Source organism: Micromonospora sp. NPDC048907, from assembly GCF_055586885.1.
Genome location: NZ_JBVJHI010000003.1, coordinates 468,019 through 489,792, shown reverse-complemented (window position 1 = coordinate 489,792; position 21,774 = coordinate 468,019). Strand labels below are relative to the sequence as shown.

General features: G+C 76.0%; 18 protein-coding genes and 1 pseudogene. 13 read left to right on the top strand and 6 right to left on the bottom strand.

Translation table 11 applies throughout. The annotated features are described in order from the left end of the window. Positions 1 to 88: 88 nt before the first annotated feature. Complete coding sequence (locus tag ACZ6PY_RS11810; RefSeq protein WP_466071408.1) at positions 89 to 838, top strand: SDR family NAD(P)-dependent oxidoreductase; 750 nt, start codon at positions 89 to 91, stop codon at positions 836 to 838. A 66-nt stretch (positions 839 to 904) separates the two neighbouring features. Here the strand turns inward: ACZ6PY_RS11810 and ACZ6PY_RS11805 are convergent, their stop codons facing one another. Further along, positions 905 to 1,726 (bottom strand): hypothetical protein, encoded by an 822-nt coding sequence (locus tag ACZ6PY_RS11805; protein WP_466071406.1) that lies wholly within the window; start codon positions 1,724 to 1,726, stop codon positions 905 to 907. 141 nt (positions 1,727 to 1,867) lie between these two features. Between ACZ6PY_RS11805 and ACZ6PY_RS11800 the strand changes: the two genes are divergently transcribed. The 4 genes from ACZ6PY_RS11800 (at position 1,868) to ACZ6PY_RS11785 (ending at position 7,230) form a co-directional block, all read left to right on the top strand. After that, positions 1,868 to 3,751 (top strand): BTAD domain-containing putative transcriptional regulator, encoded by a 1,884-nt coding sequence (locus tag ACZ6PY_RS11800; RefSeq protein WP_466071404.1) that lies wholly within the window; start codon positions 1,868 to 1,870, stop codon positions 3,749 to 3,751. A 9-nt stretch (positions 3,752 to 3,760) separates the two neighbouring features. Further along, positions 3,761 to 5,881, top strand: a complete 2,121-nt coding sequence (locus tag ACZ6PY_RS11795) for a RecQ family ATP-dependent DNA helicase (RefSeq protein WP_466071402.1) — start codon at positions 3,761 to 3,763, stop codon at positions 5,879 to 5,881. 109 nt (positions 5,882 to 5,990) lie between these two features. Further along, positions 5,991 to 6,221, top strand: a complete 231-nt coding sequence (locus ACZ6PY_RS11790) for a heavy-metal-associated domain-containing protein (RefSeq protein WP_466071400.1) — start codon at positions 5,991 to 5,993, stop codon at positions 6,219 to 6,221. Then, on the top strand, positions 6,214 to 7,230 hold the full coding sequence (locus tag ACZ6PY_RS11785) for a hypothetical protein (RefSeq protein WP_466071399.1): 1,017 nt from the start codon (positions 6,214 to 6,216) through the stop codon (positions 7,228 to 7,230). Before ACZ6PY_RS11790 ends, ACZ6PY_RS11785 begins: the two co-directional genes overlap by 8 nt. Before the next feature lie 4 nt (positions 7,231 to 7,234). On the opposite strand, the gene ACZ6PY_RS11780 is transcribed toward ACZ6PY_RS11785, so the two are convergent. Continuing rightward, positions 7,235 to 7,654, bottom strand: a complete 420-nt coding sequence (locus ACZ6PY_RS11780) for a helix-turn-helix domain-containing protein (RefSeq protein WP_262282988.1) — start codon at positions 7,652 to 7,654, stop codon at positions 7,235 to 7,237. 193 nt (positions 7,655 to 7,847) lie between these two features. On the opposite strand from ACZ6PY_RS11780, the gene ACZ6PY_RS11775 reads away from it, so the two are divergent. Continuing rightward, entirely contained in the window at positions 7,848 to 8,279 is a 432-nt protein-coding gene (locus tag ACZ6PY_RS11775; protein WP_466071397.1) for a hypothetical protein, read from the top strand. On the opposite strand, the gene ACZ6PY_RS11770 is transcribed toward ACZ6PY_RS11775, so the two are convergent. Then, a complete protein-coding gene (locus tag ACZ6PY_RS11770) occupies positions 8,276 to 9,424 on the bottom strand; it encodes a class I SAM-dependent methyltransferase (RefSeq protein WP_466071395.1) in 1,149 nt (382 codons plus the stop codon). The genes ACZ6PY_RS11775 and ACZ6PY_RS11770 overlap by 4 nt on opposite strands. 248 nt (positions 9,425 to 9,672) lie before the next feature. Continuing rightward, positions 9,673 to 11,340, bottom strand: coding sequence for a DEAD/DEAH box helicase (locus ACZ6PY_RS11765; RefSeq protein ID WP_466071394.1), 1,668 nt, complete (start codon positions 11,338 to 11,340; stop codon positions 9,673 to 9,675). 297 nt (positions 11,341 to 11,637) lie between these two features. Between ACZ6PY_RS11765 and ACZ6PY_RS11760 the strand changes: the two genes are divergently transcribed. Next, a complete protein-coding gene (locus ACZ6PY_RS11760) occupies positions 11,638 to 12,279 on the top strand; it encodes a ferritin-like fold-containing protein (RefSeq protein ID WP_466071392.1) in 642 nt (213 codons plus the stop codon). Positions 12,280 to 12,360: 81 nt separating this feature from the next. On the opposite strand, the gene ACZ6PY_RS11755 is transcribed toward ACZ6PY_RS11760, so the two are convergent. Continuing rightward, positions 12,361 to 12,588: a DUF3107 domain-containing protein gene (locus ACZ6PY_RS11755; protein ID WP_107079692.1), complete on the bottom strand. Its 228-nt coding sequence runs from the start codon at positions 12,586 to 12,588 to the stop codon at positions 12,361 to 12,363. A gap of 65 nt (positions 12,589 to 12,653) precedes the next feature. Beyond that, positions 12,654 to 13,292, bottom strand: coding sequence for a TetR/AcrR family transcriptional regulator (locus ACZ6PY_RS11750; protein WP_074472473.1), 639 nt, complete (start codon positions 13,290 to 13,292; stop codon positions 12,654 to 12,656). A gap of 149 nt (positions 13,293 to 13,441) precedes the next feature. Here ACZ6PY_RS11750 and ACZ6PY_RS11745 point away from each other — a divergent pair, with 149 nt between their 5' ends. The 6 genes and pseudogenes from ACZ6PY_RS11745 to ACZ6PY_RS11720 form a co-directional block, all read left to right on the top strand. After that, the gene (locus ACZ6PY_RS11745; protein WP_466071390.1) at positions 13,442 to 16,399 is read left to right on the top strand and encodes a hypothetical protein; all 2,958 of its coding nucleotides are present in this window, start codon (positions 13,442 to 13,444) and stop codon (positions 16,397 to 16,399) included. A 39-nt stretch (positions 16,400 to 16,438) separates the two neighbouring features. Continuing rightward, positions 16,439 to 17,482 (top strand): alpha/beta fold hydrolase, encoded by a 1,044-nt coding sequence (locus ACZ6PY_RS11740; protein ID WP_466071388.1) that lies wholly within the window; start codon positions 16,439 to 16,441, stop codon positions 17,480 to 17,482. Between the two features lie 5 nt (positions 17,483 to 17,487). Further along, a complete protein-coding gene (locus ACZ6PY_RS11735) occupies positions 17,488 to 18,363 on the top strand; it encodes a DUF3152 domain-containing protein (protein WP_466071386.1) in 876 nt (291 codons plus the stop codon). Between the two features lie 87 nt (positions 18,364 to 18,450). Further along, positions 18,451 to 19,335 (top strand): DUF3152 domain-containing protein, encoded by an 885-nt coding sequence (locus tag ACZ6PY_RS11730; protein WP_466071384.1) that lies wholly within the window; start codon positions 18,451 to 18,453, stop codon positions 19,333 to 19,335. Positions 19,336 to 19,376: 41 nt separating this feature from the next. Then, complete coding sequence (gene moeZ, locus ACZ6PY_RS11725) at positions 19,377 to 20,624, top strand: adenylyltransferase/sulfurtransferase MoeZ (protein ID WP_466072066.1); 1,248 nt, start codon at positions 19,377 to 19,379, stop codon at positions 20,622 to 20,624. A gap of 72 nt (positions 20,625 to 20,696) precedes the next feature. Then, positions 20,697 to 21,566 (top strand): annotated as a pseudogene (locus ACZ6PY_RS11720) (prenyltransferase/squalene oxidase repeat-containing protein); the annotation flags it as partial. Positions 21,567 to 21,774 lie beyond the last annotated feature (208 nt).

Genomic DNA, 21,774 nt, shown 5'->3' with positions numbered 1-21,774 from the left:
CCCGCGCTGATCATGAAGTTATTGTCACGACACGCCGGTGTCGACGGCGATAACTTCATGATCAACGGAAGCTGAGCGGGAGGTGGGCATGGCGGAGAGCAGGCTGGCCGTGGTCAGCGGGGGTGGCACCGGGATCGGGGCCGCCGTCGCGCGGGGGCTCGTGCTGGACGGGTACGACGTCGTGATCGTCGGGCGGCGCGGGGACGTTCTCGCCGAGGCCGCCGCGCGAATCTCGGCGGCGTCCGGGCGGGCGGGCGCCGTCACCGCGGTGGCCGCCGATTTGACCGACCCGGCGCAGGTCGCGGCAGTCGTCTCGGCGGTCGGGGAGCGGACCGTCGACGCGGTGGTCAACAACGCCGGCGGTTACCTGGGCGGGCCGACCGACACCCTGGCCGACGTGGCGGGCTGGTGGCGGGCCAACCTGGACGCCAACGTGCTCACCGCGGTCCTCCTCACCGAGGCGCTGCTGCCCGCCCTGCGTCGACCCGGCGGCCGGGTGGTGCTGCTCAGTTCCATCGCCGCCCAGCGGGGCGGCGGCGGGCCGTACTCGGCGGCGAAGGCCGCCCTGCACGGCTGGGCGTACGACCTCGCCGCGCAGCTCGGTCCGGAACAGATCACGGTCAACGTGGTCAGCCCCGGGTACGTGGCCGATACCCAGTTCTTCGGCGACCGGATGACCCCGGAGGGGCACGCCAAGCGGGTGGCCGCCACCCTGGTCGGCCGGGCCGGCGTGCCGGACGACATCGCGGCGGCCGTCCGCTACCTGGTCGGCCCGTCCGCCGGCTACGTCACCGGGCAGGTGCTCGGCGTCAACGGCGGCTCGGTCCTCGGCCGTTGACCCCTTGCGCACGCGGGCAGGGGCGGCGGCCCCCCGTGCGGCCACCGCCCCTGCCCACGTCGCGGGTCAGCCCTTCAGCAGCTCGTACGCCGAGGCGGGCGCCTTCTGCACCTGGTCGCCGCTCGGCGCGCTGAGCTTCGGCGCCTTGCCGAAGTCGTAGTAGCGGGTCACCAGCTTCATGGCCTTCTGCTTGCCGGCGGCCGGGACGTCCAGCGTCAGCGTGGTCAGGTTGCCGTCCGCGCCGACCACCGCCGTGAACGGCACCTTCTTCGCCGCCTCACCCAGCGTGGACACGTCGAGCCCGCTGAAGGAGTTCCGCACGTCGACGTTGTCGGCCAGGTTGACGAAGCCGGTGTACGTTCCGTTGCCCTTGTCCTCGACCGTCCCCGCGGTCCGGATGATCGCCGCGGTGTTGGACGGGTCGGCGCCGTCGTAGACCGGGATCTCCACGGCGTCGTCCAGCTTGGTCCGGTCCAGCGTCATCCAGCGCTTCGGCAGCTTCAGCGCGTCGTGCAGACCGGGGGCACCGGTCAGCTTCACCCGCATCCAGATGTCCTCGTCGATGAGCCGGAACGTGACGTTCATGGTGAACTCCGGGTCGTCGTTCTTCTCCGACATCCCCAGCTCCACGGCGTGTGCGGCCGGATCCACCACGCCGGCCAGCTTGTCGGTGCCCTCGACGCTGGAGAACCGGAAGGCCGGGTCCTTCTCGTCCGGCACGGCGGCCAGCAGCGCGGCCTTCGGGTCGGCCGACGGTGACGGGGTGGGGTCGGATCCGGTGCTCCCGCCGGTGCCGCATCCCGCGGCCAGTGCGGTGGTGGCCAGCACGACGGTCGCGAGGGCCGCGACCCGCCGGAAGGTGGCGGCGGTGCCGGTACGCTGCGTCATCTCGTTTGACTCACTTTCCCAGGTGGCTGTTGCCCCTGAATCAGACCGGCCGCCACGGCCGTCCCGCTGCCGTTATGCTGCCGTCCGACTGCCGTGGGCCGGCGCGGCGGGGCGACCGGGGGTACAGGAGCGGGAACTCGCATGTCAGAGGCGTTGCGCTTCGAGATCCTCGGCCCGCAACGGGCCTGGTACGCGGACCGCCCGCTCGACCTCGGCCCGGGCAAGCAGCGGGCCGTGCTGGCCGTGCTGCTGCTCGCCGCGGGCCGTCCGGTCCCGACCGGGCAGATCGTCGACGCGGTCTGGCCCGAGGAGCCCCCGGCGAACGGCCCGAACGTGGTGCAGAAGTACGTGGCCGGGCTGCGCCGGGTGCTCGAACCCGACCGGTCGCCGCGTGCCCCCGGGCAGGTGCTGACCCTCACCGACGCCGGCTACCTGCTGCGGATCCCGCCGGAGGCGGTGGACGCCGTCCGCTTCGAGCGCGGCGTGCACCGGGCCCGGCAGTGGCACGCGGCCGGGCGTACCGGGGACGCGCTCACCGAGGTGACCGCCGCCCTGGAGCGGTGGCAGGGGGAGCCGTTCACGGGGTTCGCCGGCCCGTACTTCGACGCGGCGCGGCACCGGCTGGTGGAGCTGCGGGCCGTCGCCCTGGAGACGCGCACCGAGCTGGAGCTGGCCGGCGGCCGGCACGGCGAGCTGGTCGGCCGGCTCGTCGAGCTGGTGGCCGAGTTCCCGGTCCGGGAGCGGCTGCGTCAGCAGCTCATGCTGGCCCTGCACCGCAGCGGCCGGCAGGCCGAGGCGCTGGCCGCCTACCGCGACTTCGCCGACCTGCTCCGCGAGGAGTACGGCATCGAGCCCGGCGAGGCCCTCCAGGGCCTGCACCAGCGCATCCTCCGCGCCGACCCCACGCTCCTCCCGCCGTCGCCGCCCCACGCCCCGGCCCCGACAACCGCCCCGCCGGCCCCGACAACCGCCCCGCCGGCGCCGCCCGCCGCCCAGTCGGCCCCGGCCCCGGCGGCCGCCCCGCCCGCTACGCCCACGCCGCCTGGGCCGGAGGCCGTGCCGGCTCCCCGGGCCGGTGGCGTCCCCGATGCCGGCGGGCCGGGCCTGCCGGACGGGGCGCCGGCCCCCGCGCCGGAAGCGGCTCCCGTCGGGACGACGCCCACCGCCTCGACCAGGGATGCTCCCGGACCGGTCCCCGCTCCCACCCCGGCCCCGCCGGCCCCGCCGGGCTGGGGCGGCGCCGGGCCGGTGGCCCCGGTCCCGCACGCCCTCCTGGTCGCCATGAACCAGCCGGCCGAGGCGCCGGTGGCACGCCAGGCGGCAGGGTGGGTCCGGCTCGCCGCGACCGTCGTCGGCACCGCCGGCGCGCTGCTGTCGTTCGGCGCGCTCACCTGGGCGGTGGTCCTCGGGTACGCGCTGTGGCGGCGGAGCTGGCGGCTGGCGCTGGCCGGCCTCGGTTACTTCCTGCTCGTCCTCAGCGTGTTCGTCCTCGCGGTCACCACGCCGGAGACCGAGGAGCCGAGCGACGGCGAAGCGCTCTACTTCGTCATCGCGATGGGCATCTGCTGGCTGCTCGGCGCGGCGCACGTGGTGCTGCTCAACCCCGCGCTCTGGGCGGCCATCGGCGAGCAGTTCTGGACCGGCCGGCAGCGCACCGACGAGCAGCGGCGGTTGCGCCGCGAGCAGGCCCGCTACCTGCTGCACCACTATCCGTCCGCCCGGGCCGAACTGCGGATCGGCCGCCCGGACCTGCCCCGCGGCTACGACGACGGCGGCCTGGTGGACGTCAACGCGGTGCCCGAGCCGGTGCTGGCGACGCTGCCCGGGCTGACCGTCGAGCAGCGCCGCCAGATCGCGGTCGACCGCTGGCTGCGCGGCCCGTACGGGTCGCTGGAGGAGCTGGCCGGACGGTGCCACCTGCCGCCCGGCGCGACCGAACCGCTCCGGGACGTGCTGCTCTTCCTGCCGCCCGAGCCGCCGTCCGCCCGGCCCTCGGCACTCGGCTCCCCGCCGGCCGCCTGGTAGAAATGCCGGATGGGTCAGGATCGGACGGCCATCCGGGAACGCGCCGAGGCGGTGCTGCGGCGGCTGGCGGGTGAGCACGCCCGGCTCCGCGAGGACCAGTGGCGGGCCATCGAGGCGCTGGTGGTGGACCGGCGCCGGGTGCTCTGCGTGCAGCGCACCGGCTGGGGCAAGTCGGCCGTATACTTCGTGGCCACCGCGCTGCTGCGCGAGGGCGGCGAGCACGGCCCCACGGTGATCGTCTCGCCGCTGCTGGCGCTCATGCGCAACCAGGTCGAGTCGGCGGCGCGCGCCGGCATCCGGGCCCGCACCATCAACTCGGCCAACCTCGACGAGTGGGATGAGATCACCGCCGAGATCCACGCCGGGGCCGTGGACGTGCTGCTCATCAGCCCGGAACGCCTCAACAACCCGGACTTCCGGGACGGCGTGCTGCCGAAGCTCGCGGCCACCACCGGCCTGCTCGTGGTGGACGAGGCGCACTGCGTCTCCGACTGGGGGCACGACTTCCGCCCCGACTACCGCCGGCTGCGCACCTTCCTCGCCAACCTGCCCGAGCGGACCCCGGTGCTCGCCACCACGGCCACCGCCAACGCCCGGGTCACCCAGGACGTCGCGGAGCAGCTCGGCGACGCCCTGGTGCTGCGCGGCACCCTCGACCGGGAGTCGCTGCGGTTGGGCGTACTGGACCTGCCGAGCCCGGCGCACCGGCTGGCCTGGCTCGCCGACCACCTGGACCGCCTGCCCGGCTCGGGGATCATCTACACGCTCACCGTGGCGGCGGCCGGCGAGACCGCCGAGTTCCTCCGCGCCCGGGGCTGGTCGGTGGCCGCCTACACGGGTCAGGCCGAGGACGCCGACCGGCGGGCCGCCGAGCAGGACCTGCTGGACAACAAGATCAAGGCGCTGGTGGCCACCAGCGCGCTCGGCATGGGCTTCGACAAGCCGGACCTCGGCTTCGTGGTGCACCTGGGCGCGCCGCCCTCGCCGATCGCCTACTACCAGCAGGTCGGCCGGGCCGGCCGGGCCGTCGAGCACGCCGAGGTGCTGCTGCTGCCCGGCGTCGAGGACGCGGCCATCTGGCGGTACTTCGCCTCGCTGGCCTTCCCGCCCGAGGAGCAGGTCCGGGCCGTGCTCGCCGCCCTGGACACCGACCGGCCGATCTCCACCCAGGCCCTCGAACCGGTGGTCGACCTGCGCCGGGCCCGGCTGGAGCTGATGCTCAAGGTGCTCGACGTCGACGGCGCGGTCCGCCGGGTGCGCGGCGGCTGGCTCGCCACCGGCGAGCCCTGGGTCTACGACGAGGCCCGGTTGCGCCGCGTCGCCGAGGCGCGCACCGCCGAGCAGCAGGCCATGCGCGAGTACGCGGCCACGCCCGGCTGCCGGATGCGCTACCTGCGGGAGTGCCTGGACGACGCGGGGGCGGGGGACTGCGGCCGGTGCGACAACTGCGCCGCCCCGCTGTTCGGCACGGACGTGTCCGACGCCGCACTCACCGCCGCGCAGACCTTCCTCGGCCGCCCCGGCGTGGAGATCGCGCCGAAGAAGCTCTGGCCCACCGGGCTGGAGGCGGTCGGTGTACCCCTGAAGGGGCGCATCGCCCCGGCGGAGCAGGCGCTGTCCGGGCGGGCCGTGGGACGCCTGTCCGACCTGGGCTGGGGCGGGCGGCTGCGCGGTCTGGTCGGGCCGGACGCGGCGGACGGCCCGGTCCCCGACGACGTGGCGGCCGCGGTGGTCGAGGTGCTGAAGGCGTGGGCGCACGGCGACGACCCGTGGCCGCGCCGCCCCGTCGGGGTGGTCGCGGTCGGCTCCCGCACCCGGCCGCTGCTGGTCGGCTCGCTCGCCGAGCGGATCGCCGCGGTGGGCCGGCTGCCGCTGCTCGGCCGGGTCGTTCCCACCGGCCCGTCCGGGCCGGGAGGGCCGCGCGGCAACAGCGCCCAGCGGGTACGCGCGCTGCACGACGCCTTCGCGGTGCCCGCCGACCTGGCCGACGCGCTGACCGGGCTGGATGGGCCGGTGCTGCTCGTCGACGACCTGGTCGACTCGGGCTGGACGATGAGCATGGTGGCCCGCCTCCTGCGCCGGGCCGGCGCGCCCGACGTGCTGCCGCTGGCCCTCGCGGTGGCCGGCTGAACCGTCGCTCCCCCGGTCCGGATAGTTCCGGCCGGTCCGGGAATGCGAGCGTCGCCACCGTCGGCGGACCACCGGTGGGCTCGGGCCCCGGCGGCGGTACCGTGGGCGCATGACCGAGCAGCGACCCGTCGTCCAGACGTACACCGTCACCGGGATGACCTGCGAACACTGCGTCCGAGCGGTCACCGAGGAACTGTCCGCGCTGCCGGGCGTCGAGGAGGTCCGGATCGACCTCACCGCGGGCACGGCCACGGTCACCAGCGCCGCCCCGCTGCCCGTCGACTCCGTCCGCGCCGCCGTCGACGAGGCGGGCTACGAGCTGGCCTCCGGCGTTGCCTGAGTCACCGCCCCTCGCCGGCCCCGACGCGTCGTTCACCGACGCGCCGGTCACCGACGACGGGCCGGTCACCGGTGCGCCCGCGGGCGGCGGGCCCGTCGAGGTGGACCGGTCGACGCTGCGGCTCGCCCTCGTGGTGGGCGGGCTGGTGCTCGCCGTGCTGCTCGGCTTCGGCCTCGGCCGGCTCAACCCGCCGCCGAACCCGGCCCGCACCGGGGCGGCGGCGGTGGCCGCGGAGCACAGCCACGCCCCCGGCACCGGGGCGCACTCGCACGGCGGCGCCACCGTCACCCAGGGCGGCGACGCCGAAGCGGCCGGACTGTCGATCAGCTCGGCCGGCTACACGCTCGCCCCGTCGAGCGTGGCGTTCACCCCCGGCCGGGCGGGTGAGCTGCGGTTCCAGATCAGGGACGAGCGGCGGCGGGCGGTCACCCGGTTCGCCGTCGTGCACGACAAGCCGATGCACCTCATCGTGGTGCGCCGCGACCTCACCGGCTTCCAGCACCTGCACCCGACGATGGCCGCCGACGGCACCTGGTCGGTGCCGCTGACGCTGGCCGAGCCGGGCGCCTGGCGGGCGTACGCGGACTTCACCGCGGTCGCCGACGACGGCCGGCAGACCGCCGTGATCCTCGGCGCCGACCTGGTCGCGCCCGGCGGGTACGCGCCCCGGCCGCTGCCCGCCCCGACCGCCTCGGCCACGGTCGACGGGTTCACGGTCGGCTACGCGGGCACACCGGCCGTGGGGCAGTCGGTGCCGCTGCGGTTCCGGGTCACCGGGTCCGGCGGCGCGGCCGCGCCGCTACAGCCCTACCTGGGCGCGTACGGCCACCTGGTCGCGCTCCGCGAGGGCGACCTCGGCTACCTGCACGTGCACCCCGAGCCGGTGCGGGACGGCGACGCGGTGACCTTCTGGCTGACCGCGCCCGGGCCGGGCCGCTACCGGATGTTCCTCGACTTCCAGGTCGGCGGCGTGGTGCGCACGGCCGCGTTCACCGTGACGGTGGCCTGAGCGGTCAGCCCGCCCGGCGGACCGGGCGGCGGGCCAGGTAGCGGAGCAGGTCGCGGATGTGGTGCTTCTCCTCGGCGGGGACGTTCGGGTCGGCCAGCCGTTCCAGGATCACCCGGACGTCGGCCTCCACCGGGCCGTCCTCGGCACCCCGGCGGCGCGGGGCGGCGCCGGCGTCGGGCAGCCCCAGCGCGCGGAACGCGGCCGCCACCGGCAGGTCGAGGGCGGCGCAGAAGCCGCGCACCTTGGCCAGTTCGGGGTAGTCCTGCCAGTCGCCGGCCAGCCAGCGGAACACCGTCGACCGCCCCACGCCCGTGTGCGTGGCGAGATCGGTCACCGTCCAGCCGCGTTCCTCGCGGGCGTCATCGATGGCGCGTCGCACGAACCGCGCGAAGGCCATCTGCGGCGAAACCTCTGCGGAGCCCATCCCCGGGGTCAGTCCCTTTCCGCCGGAGCACCCGACTATGGGCACCGAGCCTAGTACGCCCGGACGGATAAGTAACTGACTGATCGGTCGGAAGGTCCCGTGGGCGGGACCGCCACGGGCATAGACAGTTGTGAGCCGTCAACTAAACTCGACGGACCCGTTGAGCAGCGAATGACCGACGACGAGGAGCAGCATGGCCGAGCCGGACCGTCCCGTGCCCCACCGCCCGGGCGCGATCAGCCTCTTCTTCGTGGCCAAGGCCGGCGTGTTCGCTCTCGGCTTCTGGATCTGGCTGCTGGTGCTGGCGGTGCGCGGTGGCCCGGCGACCGGCGTGCACCTCATCGCCGCCACCGGAGCGATCAGCACGACGCTTGCCGGCGTGGTGCTGGGCGCGCGGATGGCGCTCCAGCACAGCGCCGCCGTCCGGCACGCCGAACTGAAGCGGCTGCTGGTCGACATCTCGTGGAACGCGTTCGCCGCCGCCGGCAACGCCGACGAGTCGGGGAAGGTGGTGCCGTTCCCGACCGGGTCCCCCGAGGCCGACCGGTCCGGCAACCGCGGGCCCGGCGACCGGGTGCCCGCGTTCGAGCGGGGCGAGCGCAACCGGGGTGACCGCCGCCGCTAGCGGCGGTCGGCGAGCAGCGTCTCCAGCCGGGGCGTCACACCCCACTGGTCGACGAGCTGGCGATATTCGGCGCGCTGGTCGTCGGTCGGCGCGCTGCCGGTGCGCCGCGCCCGGATCAGCAGGTTGCGCGGGGTGTGCCGGGAGTCGACGAACTCCACCACCTCGGCGCGGTAGCCGTGCAGCCGGAGCAGGCCGGCGCGCAGCGCGTCGGTGAGCACGTCGGCGAACCGCTCCCGCAGGATGCCCTGCCGGGTGAGCAGCTCGTACGGCGCCGGCGCGGGGCGGGCCCGGAGCTGGGCGGCCACGTCGTGGTGGCAGCACGGCGCGGCGAGCACCCAGCGCGCGCCCCAGTGCAGCGCGCGGGCCAGCGCCTCGTCGGTCGCCGTGTCGCAGGCGTGCAGCGCGAGCACCAGGTCCGGGGCCGGTTCGACCTGTGCGTCGGCGATCGTGCCGGCCACGAAGCTCACCCGGTCGGCCCAGCCCAGCCGCTCGGCCAGCTCGGTGTTGCGCCGGCGCTGGTCCTCGCGGACGTCCACCCCGACCAGCGTCACGTCCAGCCCTCGCTGGGTCAGGTAGCGGTGCGCCGCGAAGGTCAGGTAGGCGTTGCCGCAGCCCAGGTCGACCACGCGCAGCGGCCCGGTGAGGTCGTCCGGCAGGGTGGCGGCGAGTGCCCGGAGGAACGCGTCCACCTGCCGGCGCTTGGCCGCCGAGCCGCCGATCTCGGCGAAGATCGGGTCGCCCGGGTCGAGCAGCCAGTCCTTGGCCCGGTCGTGGCCGCCCGGCTCCGGCGCCGGCCGGCTCGCCGCCGCCCGGTGCACCTGCGCCTCGCCCGACTTGGTCACCCGGAGCTGGAGCGTGCTGTCGGCGGTCTCCACGTGCCAGTTGCCGAAGGGTTCGGCCAGCAGCGCGTCGACCGCCACGCCGGCCTCCGCGCCCGGTGCCACGTTCCGGGTGTACGGCCGGGCGCCGTCGGAGGTCGAGATCTGGAGCCGCGGGCCACCCTTGAGGGTGACCGGACGCAGCTCGGCGCGGACCACCGAGGGGCGCTGGCCACGGCGACGCCCGGCGGCGACGGCCCGGGTCAGGGCGGGGTCGAGCAGCAGCGCCCGCACCTCGCTCAGCGCGGCGTCCAGCGGTTCCGGCATGGCGTCCTCTTCCTTCTCTCGGCCGCCGCCTCCCGGGCCGGCCGGCCGTGCGTGGTCCCGCCGCCCGCCCGGCAGCGGAGGAGGGTCTCCTCCCGGCTCGGGCGGCGCTCCCGCTCTGCCGCCCGGGAGGCGACACCAGACGACCGGCCGGGTCGCGCCGGCGGCGGCGGAGCGAAGGGCGGTGGCTACAGGTGACCATCCCCCCGCGCCGGAGGCCGGTGCGGGGGGATGTCAGGGTCTAGCGCGGGTCAGTCGGCGGTCGCCTCGGCCGGCGTACCGGTGCCACCGCCGCTGCCACCACGGCGGCGCCGGCGGCGGCGCGGCTTGGCAGCCGACTCGCCCTCGGCGGCCGCGGCGGCCGGCTCGGCGCCACCCTCGGCGGAGATCACCGCGGTGGGCTCGCCGGCGACCGTCTCGCCGGCCCGGCGGCGCCGACGGCGCCGCGGGCTGCGGGTGCCCTCCTCGGCGGACGCCTCGGCGGGCGCGGCCTCGGCGGGGGCGTCGCTGTCGTCGCCGCGACCCCGGCGGCGCTCCCGGCTCCGGCCCTCGCCCCGGCTCTCGCCCCGACCGTCGCCGCGCCGCGAGCCGCGCTCGCCGCGCCGCGACCGGCCACCGCCCAGGTCCTCCTCGGCCTCGGCCGACAGGCCGGCGCGGGTGCGCTCGGCGGTCGGCAGCGTGCCGCTGACGTCCCGGGAGATGTCCAGGTCGGTGTAGAGGTGCGCGGAGGTGTGGTAGGTCTCCGGCGGCTCGGGCATGTCGAGCCCGAGGGTCTTGTCGATGATCCGCCAGCGGGGCATGTCGTCCCAGTCGACGAAGGTCACCGCGACACCGGACGCCCCGGCCCGGCCGGTGCGGCCGATCCGGTGGGTGTAGGTGTCCTGGTCCTCGGGGCAGTCGTAGTTGATGACGTGGGTGACGCCGGTGACGTCCAGCCCGCGCGCCGCCACGTCGGTGGCGACCAGAATGTCGATCTTGCCGGCCCGGAACGCCCGCAGCGCCCGCTCCCGCGCGCCCTGACCCAGGTCACCGTGGACGGCGGCGACCGCGAAACCGCGGAAGTCGAGGTCCTCGGCCACCCGGTCGGCGGCCCGCTTCGTGCGGGTGAAGATCATGGTCAGCCCGCGGCCCTCCGCCTGGAGGATGCGCGCCACGATCTCGACCTTGTTCATCGAGTGGGTGCGGTAGACCAGCTGCTGGGTCTGCGGCGACGGGCCGGTCTCGGCGGTGTGCCCGGCGTGGATCGTCACCGGCCGGCGCAGGAAGCGCCGGGACAGCGCGACGATCGGGTCCGGCATGGTGGCCGAGAAGAGCATGGTCTGCCGGTCCTCCGGCAGCATCGCCAGGATCTTCTCGACGTCGTCCAGGAAGCCCAGGTCGAGCATCCGGTCGGCCTCGTCGAGCACCAGCGCGTGCACCCGGTCCAGCCGGAGGTGCTTCTGCTTGGCCAGGTCCAGCAGGCGGCCGGGCGTGCCGACCAGGATCTCGACGCCCTTGCGCAGCGCGTCGATCTGCGGCTCGTACGCGACGCCGCCGTAGATCGGCAGCACACGGACGCCCCGGGTGCGGCCCGCGGCGTCGAGGTCCTTGGCGACCTGCAGGCCCAGCTCACGGGTGGGGACGACGACCAGCGCCTGCGGCACGCCGTCGCTGCCCTCGGAGGGCGCGAAGACGCGCTCCAGCAGCGGGATGCCGAAGCCGAGGGTCTTGCCGGTGCCGGTCGGCGCCTGGCCGATCAGGTCGACGCCGCGCAGCCCGATCGGCAGCGCGTACTCCTGGATGGCGAAGGCGCGGGTGATGCCGGCGGCGGCCAGCGCCTCGACGGTCTCCTGCCGGGCGCCGAGTTCGGCGAAGGTGGGAGCCTCCGGACGGACCGGAGCGGTGGGGGCCAGTTCGTGGCCCTGAATCTGCTCGCTCATATGGATTTGGGGGTGCCCTCTCGTGGTGCGCCCCGTCATGTCCTCAGGGCGCGAACGGTATGGCGCGGGCCACACGGTCGGCGGCGGTAACGCCGAGCCGGACCGGGCCGCACGCGCGCCGGGGGCCGGTGCTGATCAGCTGAGCTGACCGAATCGGTGCCCACGGCAACTGTCTCATCCTACCTGAACTGCCCCGGAGCCGTCCTGATTCCGGGTGACGGCAGCGCGCCCGGGGGTGACCGGTGTGACCTGAGTCACTGAAAGGGCTCTCTTGCGTGCGGGCGATAGCCTGCGCTCGTGTCCGCCCCCGACCCCGCCCTGGTCGACCTGCTCGGCCTCGTCGCCTACGGCGAACTGCTCGCCTTCGACCGGCTGGCCGCCGACGCCCGCCTCGCCCCCGACCTGCGCCGCCGGGCCGCGCTGAGCGAGATGGCCGCCGCCGAGATCGCGCACTACCGGTGGATCGCCGACCGGATCACCGCGCTCGGCGTGACCCCCGACGAGGCCATGGCCCCCTACGTCGAGGCGTTGCAGGCCTACCACGACTCGACCGAGCCGAAGGACTGGCCGGAGGCGGTGACCAAGGCGTACGTGGGCGACGCCATCAGCGACGACTTCCTGCGCGGGATCGCCGACGGCCTCGACGGAGCGGACCGGCGGCTGATCCTCGACGTGCTGCACGACTCGCGGTACGCCGAGTTCGCCGCCGCCGAGATCCGGGCCGCCATCGAGGCCGAACCCCGGGTGGCCAACCGGCTCTCCATGTGGGCCCGGCGGCTGGTCGGCGAGGCGCTCTCCCAGGCGGGCCGGGTCGCCGCCGCCGACCGGGGGGCGCTCACCGCGCTGATCTCCCGGGAGGGCGTGGACGTGCCGGCGCTGTTCCGCCGGCTGACCGACGCGCACACCGCGCGGATGACCGCCGCGGGGCTGAACAACTGAACGCCGGGCGCCGCCGTGACGGGCTTCCCGCCACGGCGGGCCGGCCGGGGATGGCAGCCCGCGACGGCGGGCCGACCGGTATCAGCGGACGGTGAACCCGACCGCGCGGGGCGAGGCCTCCGCGATCTCGACGTAGGCGACCTTCGTGACCGGCACGATGACCCGCCGGCCCTTCTCGTCGGTCAGGGAGAGGGCGCCCTCACCCTTGGCGACGGCGTCGGTCACGATCTGCTCGATCTCGGCCGGCGACTGCGCGCTCTCCAGGACCAGCTCCCGCGGCGCGTACTGCACGCCGATCTTGACCTCCACTGTGCCTCCTCAACTGGGGCGAAAAAGCCACCGTGGGAAGGCTATCCGATCTGGCGGCCCGATGTTCAGGCTGACTCACCTTGCAGCGGGAAGCTGGCGATGCCCCGCCAGGACAGGGCCGCGACCAGCGCCTCGGCCTCCGCCTTGGGCACCTGGCGACCGCCGGCCAGCCAGAACTGGGCCGCGGTCTCCGCGGCGCCGACCAGGCCGGAGGCGAGCAGCTCGGCGTGGGCCCGGCTCACCCCGGTGTCCGAGATGATGGTGTCGGTGATCGCCGCGATGCAGCCCTGCTCGACCCGCTCCACCCGCTGCCGCACGGCCGGGTCGTTGCGCAGGTCCGACTCGAAGACCAGCCGGAACGCCTCGCTCTCGTGGTCGACGAAGTCGAAGTACGCGCGCACCGAGGCGCCGACCCGCTCCTTGTTGTCGTTGGTGCCGCGCATGGCGTCGTGCACCTTCGCCACGATGGCGTCGCAGTGCGTGTCCAGCAGCGCCAGGTAGAGCTCCATCTTCCCCGGGAAGTGCTGGTAGAGCACGGGCTTGGAGACACCCGCCCGCTCGGCGATGTCGTCCATCGCGGCGGCGTGGTAGCCCTGCGCGACGAACACCTCCTGGGCGGCGGCGAGCAGTTGCTTGCGCCGCGCCGAGCGGGGCAGGCGGGTGGGCCGGCCGGCGGTCTGCGCACCGTTCCCCACAGCGGTCATGGGAACCTCCGAGTTTCTGTGTACGAGCCGGCACTTATCACCCGAACCGGTCCGGGTTCGTGAACCCGTCGCGGAATTGGCCCGCCGCTGTAACTTATCGCCACTGTCACCACACGGTAGCCTCAGCGGGGGCGACCAAGGAGCGCGCGGTGAGTGAATCAGGGCAACCCGGAGCCGCCACCCCGGGAGAGCACGGCGACGGCACGGGTCAGCAGGACGACCTTGCCCACGCCGGCAGCGGGTGGGCGCCCCCGGCGACCGGCTGGGCCCGGGGCGCGCCGGCGCCCGGCGGCTGGCCCCGCGCCGACCTCACCACCGGCTGGGGCGCCTCGTCCCCCCGGCACGGCGACCTCCCGGCCCCGCTGCCCGGCCTGACCGCCGAGGAGCCGCCCGGGCGGGCCAACGGCCGCCACGTCAACGGTGTGCACCACGCGGGGGAGGAGCCCCCCGTGGCCCGCCAGACACCGGTGAGCGCCCCGCCCGCGGACGAGCCGCTGCGGGAGACCGGCGGCGACCGGCTCATCGTGCCGGCCCAGCGGCCGGCGCCCGCGGTCGAGCAGCCGGCCGCCGAGGCCGATCCCGGCCCGTCCCGGCACGCCTCCGACGAGCCGCCCGGGCGCGCCGCACGCTGGGCGGACAGCGGCCCGATCTCCGGGCCGCCGGCCCTCCAGGTGCCGCCGGTCGGCGCCGCCGCCTCCGGCTTCGAGGTGCCCCCCGGTTTCCACGCCCCGACCGCCGACCGGTCCGAACCCGCACCGTCGCTGTCCCGCGGCTGGGCCGACCGCCTCCCGCCGGAGCAGCCCCCGACCGAGCCGCCGCACGCCGCCGGCCGGGCCGATCACGTCCCCCGGGAACAGCCCTCGGCCGAGGCGCCGTCGCTCTCCCGGGGCTGGGCCGACCGGGCCACCTCGGCCCCGCCCGCCGGCCCGGACGCCGGTGCCGCCGAGGAGCGCCGGCCGGCCGCCGAGCAGCCACGCGCCGCGGCCGGCGACCGGGCCACCGGGCCGGCCGGGGAACCGCCCTGGTCCGGCCCGGCCTGGAACCGATCGAGCTGGGGCGAGGGCTGGGCGCCGCCGTGGGCGCGCGAGGACGGGCCGACCGGCCGCCCGGCCGGCGAGGAGGAGCCCGGCCGCCGCGCCGCCCGCGAGGACGAGCCGGCCGGCCGCCGCGCCGTTCGCGAGGAGTGGGCGCCCGAGCCGGTCCGGCCCTACGAGCCCGCCCGGGTCGAGCCGCCCGCCGGCTACGAGCCGCCGCGTCCGGAGCCGGTCCGCCCCTACGAGCCGGCCCGGGTCGAGCCGCCCGCGAGCTACGAGGCGCCACGCCCGGAGCCGTCCCGGCCGTACGAGACGCCCGAGACCCGCCCCGCGCCCGAGCCGGCCGCCCGGGAGTTCCCCGACCGGCCCACCTGGGCCGGGCCGCCCGTGCCGGTGACCCCGTTCAGCGCGCCCCCGCACACCACGCCGACCAGCGCGCCGCCCGTGCCCCACGAGGCGCCCACCGGCCCGCCGCCCACCGGCTACCCGCCCGTCCGCGCCGCCGAGGATCGGGAGGCCCGCCCGTACCGGCTGCCGGGCGCGGCGGAGCGGCCGCCCGCCGAGCCGGCCGGCCCAGCGGCCGCCCCCGTCGACCGCGCCCCCGCACCCACCCCGACCAGCGCGCCTCCCTACGCGGCCCGCCGGTCCGCCCCGGAGCCGCCGCCGGCCGCCGAGGCGGCCGACCTCACCCCGGTGCTGCCGCAGCGCGTCCCCGCCGAGCCGGATGTGCCCGTCGTGCCGGAGCCGCCCGCCGTGGAACCACCCGCCGAGACCCCGGAACTCGCCCGCATCGCCACCCACCTGCGCCGGGACGACGAACCCGCGCCGCTGCGCGAGCGGCCGGAGGGCTTCGACGTCAACGCCATCCTCGACGCCGTCCGCGAGGTGGCCGGCGTGCGGGACGCGGCGCTGCGCCGCACCCCGGCCGGAGCGCACAGCCTCCGGCTGGACCTCGCCGACGGCGCGGACCCGGCCGAGGTGAGCCGCGTGGTCGCCCGGCTGCTCCAGGAGCGGATGGGGCTGGCCGCCGCCCCGCAGAACCTGCCCGGCGCCCCGTCGACCCCGCCGCCCCCGGTCCGCCGCCGGTCGGCCCAGCCGCGCGCCGACCGTCCCGCCGAGCCCCGGCCGACCGAGGACCGGCCGGACCCGGCGCGGTCCGGCGCGCGCTCCCGCCCGGCGGAGGACGTGCCGGGCTCGACCTGGTCGGCTCCGCAGTCCCGCCCGGCGGAGGAACTGCCCGGCCCGGCCTGGTCCGCCGCGCGGTCCCGCCCGGCCGGGGACGTGGCCGACCCGAGGCCCGGCCCGGTGGAGGAGCTGACCGGTCCGCAGTCCCGGCCGTCCGCAGACCCGGCCGGTCCGCGGTCCGGCCCGAACCGGCCGGCCGAGAACCGGTCCGGGGAGGGCCGGTTCGCCACGCCCGAGGCGCGCCCCGGCCGGCTCGCCGAAACGCCGGCCGAGGACGCCGACGCGGGGGTCGAGCCGCCGCGCCGCCGCCGGCAGGCCGGCGGCCACCGGGGCCGCGCCGCGGTCGAGGAGTCGTCGCTCGCCACCGCCCCGGCCGGCACCCCCACCGGCAGCCCGGCCACGCTCGGCACCTCGTACTCCGGCGGGCAGATGAGCACGACGGAGACCGCGCCGTCGCGACCGCTGGACACCGGCGGCCTGCCGGGGCCCCGGGTGGTGATCGACCACGTCCAGGTGAGCACCTTCGGCCTCGACGCCACCGTGGAGGTCCGCCTGATCGCGGGGGACCACACGGCGGAGGGGCACTCCACCGGGCCGGCCGTCGACGGCTACGTGCTGCGGCTCTGCGCCGTGGCCGCGGCCGCGGCGGTGGACGAACTGCTCGGCCAGGCCGCACCGGCGGGGGAGCGGGGGCGGTGCTTCGTCGAGCACACCGCCGTGGTGCCGTTCGGCAACTGTGAGGTGGCGACCGTCGTCGTGCTGCTGGTCTGCGACGGCTGGGTGGAGCAATTGGCGGGTTCCGCCCTGGTCGCCGGGGATCCCCGGCAGGCCGTGGTCCGGGCCACCCTGGCGGCGGTGAACCGCCGGCTGGAGGCGCTGCTCGCCTGAGCCGGTGTCGGGCCGGCCCGGTCCGGGAAGACTGGAGTCATGAAGCCCGCCGCTCTCTGGCCGGACCATCTCCTGCCCGCGCACCACGTCCCGCCGCCCTGGCCCGGCCGGAACGTCCGTCTCGACGGCACGGTGACGTACGTGCGGGACACCCCGGCGACCGCGCCCGGTGCGGAGCCGGCGCTCTACGTGCACGGCCTCGGCGGCTCGTCGCAGAACTGGACGGACCTGGCCGGCCTGCTCGCCGACCGGCTCGACGGCCAGGCGATCGACCTGCCCGGTTTCGGGCGCAGCGAGCCGGGCCGGCGCTACACGGTGCCGTCCTTCGCCGACCGGGTGGTGCGCTGGATCGAGCACAGCGACCGGGGGCCGGTGCACCTGTTCGGCAACTCGCTCGGCGGGGCCGTCTCGGTCCGGGTGGCGGCGCTGCGGCCGGACCTGGTCCGGACGCTGACCCTGATCTCGCCGGCCCTGCCCTTCCTGGACTTCCGGCGCTCGTTGCAGGGGCGGATGCTGCCGCTGCTGGCGATCCCCCGGGCCGAGCGGCTGGCCGCCCGGCGGCTGGTCCAGCTCGCTCCCGAGGTGATGGCCCAGCAGGTGATGGAGGCGTGCATCGCCGACCTGACCCGGATCAGCGAGCAGCGCCGGCAGGAGGCGGTCGAGGAGATCCGGATCCGCTACGAGGCGGCCCACTACGCCGCGGCCTACGTCCGCACCTTCCGGGGCCTGGTCTCCAGCTTCCTGCGGTCGTACCTGCCGGGGTCGGGGTCGCTGTGGCGGCTGGCGGCGGCGGTGCGCGCGCCGACGCTGGTGGTGGGCGGGCGGCTGGACCGCCTGGTCGACGTGCGGGTGGCGCCGCAGGCCGCCCGGGTGATCCCGGACAGCCGGCTGCTGCTGCTCGACGGTGTCGGGCACGTGGCCCAGCTGGAGGTGCCCCGGACCGTGGCGCGGGCGGTGCTGGCGCTGCTCGCCGAGGCGTCACCCGGCGGGTCGCCGCCGGATGAGGAGCGGACGGAGGCGCAGGCCAGGGCACTGATCACCGGAACGGAGGAGAGCGGGCGGCGCCGCGACATGGCAGGCTGACCCGGATGCCCACCTCCGTCCGTCCGCGTGCCGCGCGGCCCACCGCCCCGCCCGCCGGCCGCTGGCGTTCCGCGGTTGTGGTCGGCGCCTTCCTCGTCGCCGCCGCGGTCGGTATCGGGGCCGCGCTGCAACATCCGTCGGTCGGGGCCGAAGCGCTCGTCAACGCCGGTGCGGCGGCCCAGGCGTCCCAGCCGGCCGGCGCACCGCCGTCGAGCGTGCCGCCGCCCTCGCCGTCGTCGTCGCCGTCGGCGGATCCGGTGCCGAGCACGCCGGTTCTGCGGCTGCCCGGTCCGGTGCCCGCGCGCGGCCGGGGGAGCTTCGGCTACGACGACCGGACCGGCGGGGTGCTGGGCCGGGCCGGGGTGCTGCGCCGGTTCCGGGTGGCGGTGGAGAACGGCTCCGGGGAGGACGCGCACGCCTTCGGTGAGGCCGTGCAGCGGGCGCTGGCCGGGCCGGGGAGCTGGGTCGACAGTGGCCGGCTGCGGTTGCAGCGGGTCGGGCCGGGCAGCCGGTCGGACTTCACGATCTACCTGGCCACCCGGGACACGGCGGGTCGCCTCTGCCGCGCCGGGGGCATCGACATCCGGGTGGGCGGGGTGCCGTACACGTCCTGCCGGGTCACCGGCAAGGTGGTGATCAACCTGGACCGGTGGCGGACCTCGGCGCCGCACCTGGTCGCGGCGAAGGTCCCGCTGGACACCTACCGGCTCTACGTCGTCAACCACGAGGTCGGTCACCAGTTGGGGCACCACCACGAGGCGTGCCCCGGGAAGGGCCGGGCCGCGCCGGTGATGCAGCAGCAGACCCTCTTCCTGAACGGCTGCCGGCCGAACCCGTGGCCGTACGTGGGCGGGAAGCGGTACACCGGCCCGCCGGTGTGAAGGACCTGATCGTGGCGATGAGAAGTATTCCGTGGGGGAAGCGGTAAAAAGGGCCAATTGCCCGAATTGACATGGCACGCTGGGGACATGACGTCGTCGTCCCCTTACGACCCGCCTGACGAGCCCCGCCCGCCCCGGCTCGACTTCGACCGTCCGCCGGCCCACCCGGGAACGGCCCCGCCGGCCCGTCCCGGCCTGCGCCGGATGCGCCGCCGCCGGCGGCGGGCCGTGCTGCTCCTCGTCGCGCTGCTTCTCGGGGGCGCCGGCGCGACCGCGGTCACCCGGTCGGCCGGACCGGACGGGCCCGTGCACCTGTCCGGCCGGCACCCGCTGCCCGCCGTCGACCCGTCCCTGGCCAACGGCATCGGCGACGGGCCCCGGACCGAGCCGAGCGGCTATCCCACCGCCGGCCCCGGCAGCTTCGCGGCCGCCGACGGCCGCTCCCCGGTGCACGGACAGGACGGCCCGCTGCGCCGCTACCGGGTGGAGGTCGAGCAGGACGCCGGGCAGGACGTGGACGAGTTCGCCGCCACCGTGGACGCGGTGCTCGGCGACCCGCGCAGCTGGATCGCCTCGGGCGAGCTGCGGGTGCAGCGCGTGCCCGAGGCGACCGCCGCCGACTTCACCATCTACCTGGCCACCCCGGCCACGTCCGAGCGGATGTGCGCCGAGGGCGGGCTGAGCACCGAGCGGTACACCTCCTGCCGGCTGCCCGGCCGGGTCATCATCAACCTGGCCCGCTGGATGGAGGCGGTGCCCGACTACGGCGCCCCGCTGGAGGTCTACCGGACCTACGTGGTGAACCACGAGGTCGGCCACGAGTTCGGCGAGCTGCACCAGGCCTGCCCCGGGCCCGGCGCGCCGGCCCCGGTCATGCAGCAGCAGACGTACGGGCTGGACGGCTGCGTGGCGAACGCCTGGCCGTACGTCGACGGTGTTCGCTACTCCGGCGAGCCGACCGACGGGGTCTGAGTTATTCCCGCTCCCGCATGTCGGGCGACGTGGCCCTCATCATGGCCGATCCCTACCGGGTCGAGCGACAATGGCGCGGTCCCACCGCCGATCCCGGGGAGTCCACCGTGTCGTTGCCCCCGCTCGTCGAGCCCGCCGCCGAGCTGACCGTAGACGAGATCCGTCGCTACTCCCGCCACCTGATCATCCCGGACGTCGGGGTCGAGGGGCAGAAGCGGCTGAAGAACGCCCGGGTGCTCTGCGTCGGCGCCGGTGGTCTCGGCTCGCCGGCCCTGATGTACCTCGCCGCCGCCGGTGTCGGCACCCTCGGCATCATCGACTTCGACACCGTCGACGAGTCCAACCTCCAGCGCCAGATCATCCACGGCGTCTCCGACGTGGGCCGGTCCAAGGCCGAGTCCGCCGCCGCCTCGATCCGCGAGATCAACCCGCTGGTCACCGTGGAGATCCACAACACCGCGCTGGACCGGGACAACGTCCGGGAGATCTTCTCCGGCTACGACCTGATCGTCGACGGCACCGACAACTTCGCCACCCGCTACATGGTCAACGACGCGGCGGTGCTGCTCGGCAAGCCGTACGTCTGGGGTTCGATCTACCGGTTCGACGGCCAGGCGTCGGTGTTCTGGGCCGAGCACGGGCCCTGCTACCGCTGCCTCTACCCGGAGCCGCCGCCGCCCGGCATGGTGCCGTCCTGCGCCGAGGGTGGCGTGCTGGGTGTGCTCTGCGCGTCCATCGGGTCGATCCAGGTCAACGAGGCGATCAAGCTGCTCGCCGGCATCGGCGAGCCGCTGGTCGGCCGGCTGATGGTCTACGACGCCCTGGAGATGAGCTACCGCAAGATCAAGGTCCGCAAGGACCCGAACTGCGTGCTCTGCGGCGAGAACCCGACGGTCACCGACCTGCTGGAGGACTACGAGGACTTCTGCGGCGCGGTCTCCGACGAGGCGCAGGAGGCGGTGGTCGACTCGACCATCACCGCCCTGGAGCTGAAGGAGTGGCAGGACGCCGGCAAGGACATCTTCCTGGTGGACGTCCGCGAGCCGGCCGAGTACGAGATCGTCCGGATCCCCGGCTCCACGCTGATCCCCAAGGGCGAGATCATCTCGGGTGACGCGCTCGCGAAGCTCCCGCAGGACAAGCAGATCGTGTTGCACTGCAAGTCCGGTGTCCGCTCCGCCGAGGCGCTCGCCGCGCTCAAGGCGGCCGGATTCAAGGACGCCGTGCACGTCCAGGGCGGCGTGCTCTCCTGGATCAAGCAGATCGACCCGGCGCTGCCGGCGTACTGAGGTCCCCGTCGAAGGGCCCTCCCGGGTGTGCCGGGAGGGCCCTTCGCGTACCGCCGGTGGGCCGGGCCACCCCTGGCCGAGCTACCGAGGCGTAACCACGTTTGCGCCGGTAGCGTGACCTGCGTGGTGGATCTGGAGGCGGCGATCGGCTTCGTCGTGGCACACGGCGACGCGGTGGATCGCGCCCGTCTCTCCCGGCTACGCACCGGTGCCCCGGTGCCGCCCGACCTGCTCGACGCGGCCGAGTCCGGGCAGGCGCCCGGCGGCGGCTGGCCCGCGGTGCTCGACGGCGAGGTCGCGTCGGTCGACGCCACCTGCTACCGCCTGTCCGAGCTGGACGACCTCGGGGCGCTGGGCCGACCCGCCGCCCGGCACGCGCTGGACTGGCTGGCCGCCCGCCAGCTCGCCGACGGCGGCTGGGACGAGGACCCGTCGCTGGCCGGGTTCGCCCCCGAGTGGGCCACGCCGGGCGACCCGGAGGCCCGGCTCTTCCTCACCGCCAACGCCGGGTTCTGGCTCACCGTGGCCGGGCTGGACGCCCGCGCCGCCGGGCCGCTCGACCACCGGGTCGGCGGGGCGTACGCCGGGGTGGTGCAGGCCGCGGCGCAGGCGCTCGCCGCGCAGCTCGCGCCGGACGGCAGCTGGCCGTCCTTTCTCCCGGCGGGCTGGCTCGCCGCGGCCGTGCTGCACCGCCAGCAGCTCTACTACGAGTCCGCCCGCATCCAGGCGGTGCTGGCCGAGCGCATCCCGCAGATGTCCCCGGCCGACGTGGCCTGGCTCGCCGCCACGCTGCGGCGGGTCGACGTGGGCGAGGAGCAGTGGCTGCTCGTCTCGGCCCGGCGGCGGCTCGCCGAGACCCAGCGCAGCGACGGCGGCTGGGACAGCGACGACGGCCACCAGTTCGACGTGCACACCACCCTGCGGGCGATCCGCGCCTGCCGGCCGACCATCCCGGAGGCCCCGGTCTCCGGCGCGCCGTTCGTCGCACCGCAGCCGGCCGCGCCGCCGCTGGTGCCCGCGCCGCGCCCGGCGCCGCTGTCCGACCGGGTCCTGCCGCCCGCCGTCCCCCTGCCGAAGCCGGCCCCGCCGTCCGCCCCGCCACCGGAGGCGGCACCGCCCGAGCCGGCGGCGCCCACCGCCTGAGCCGGCC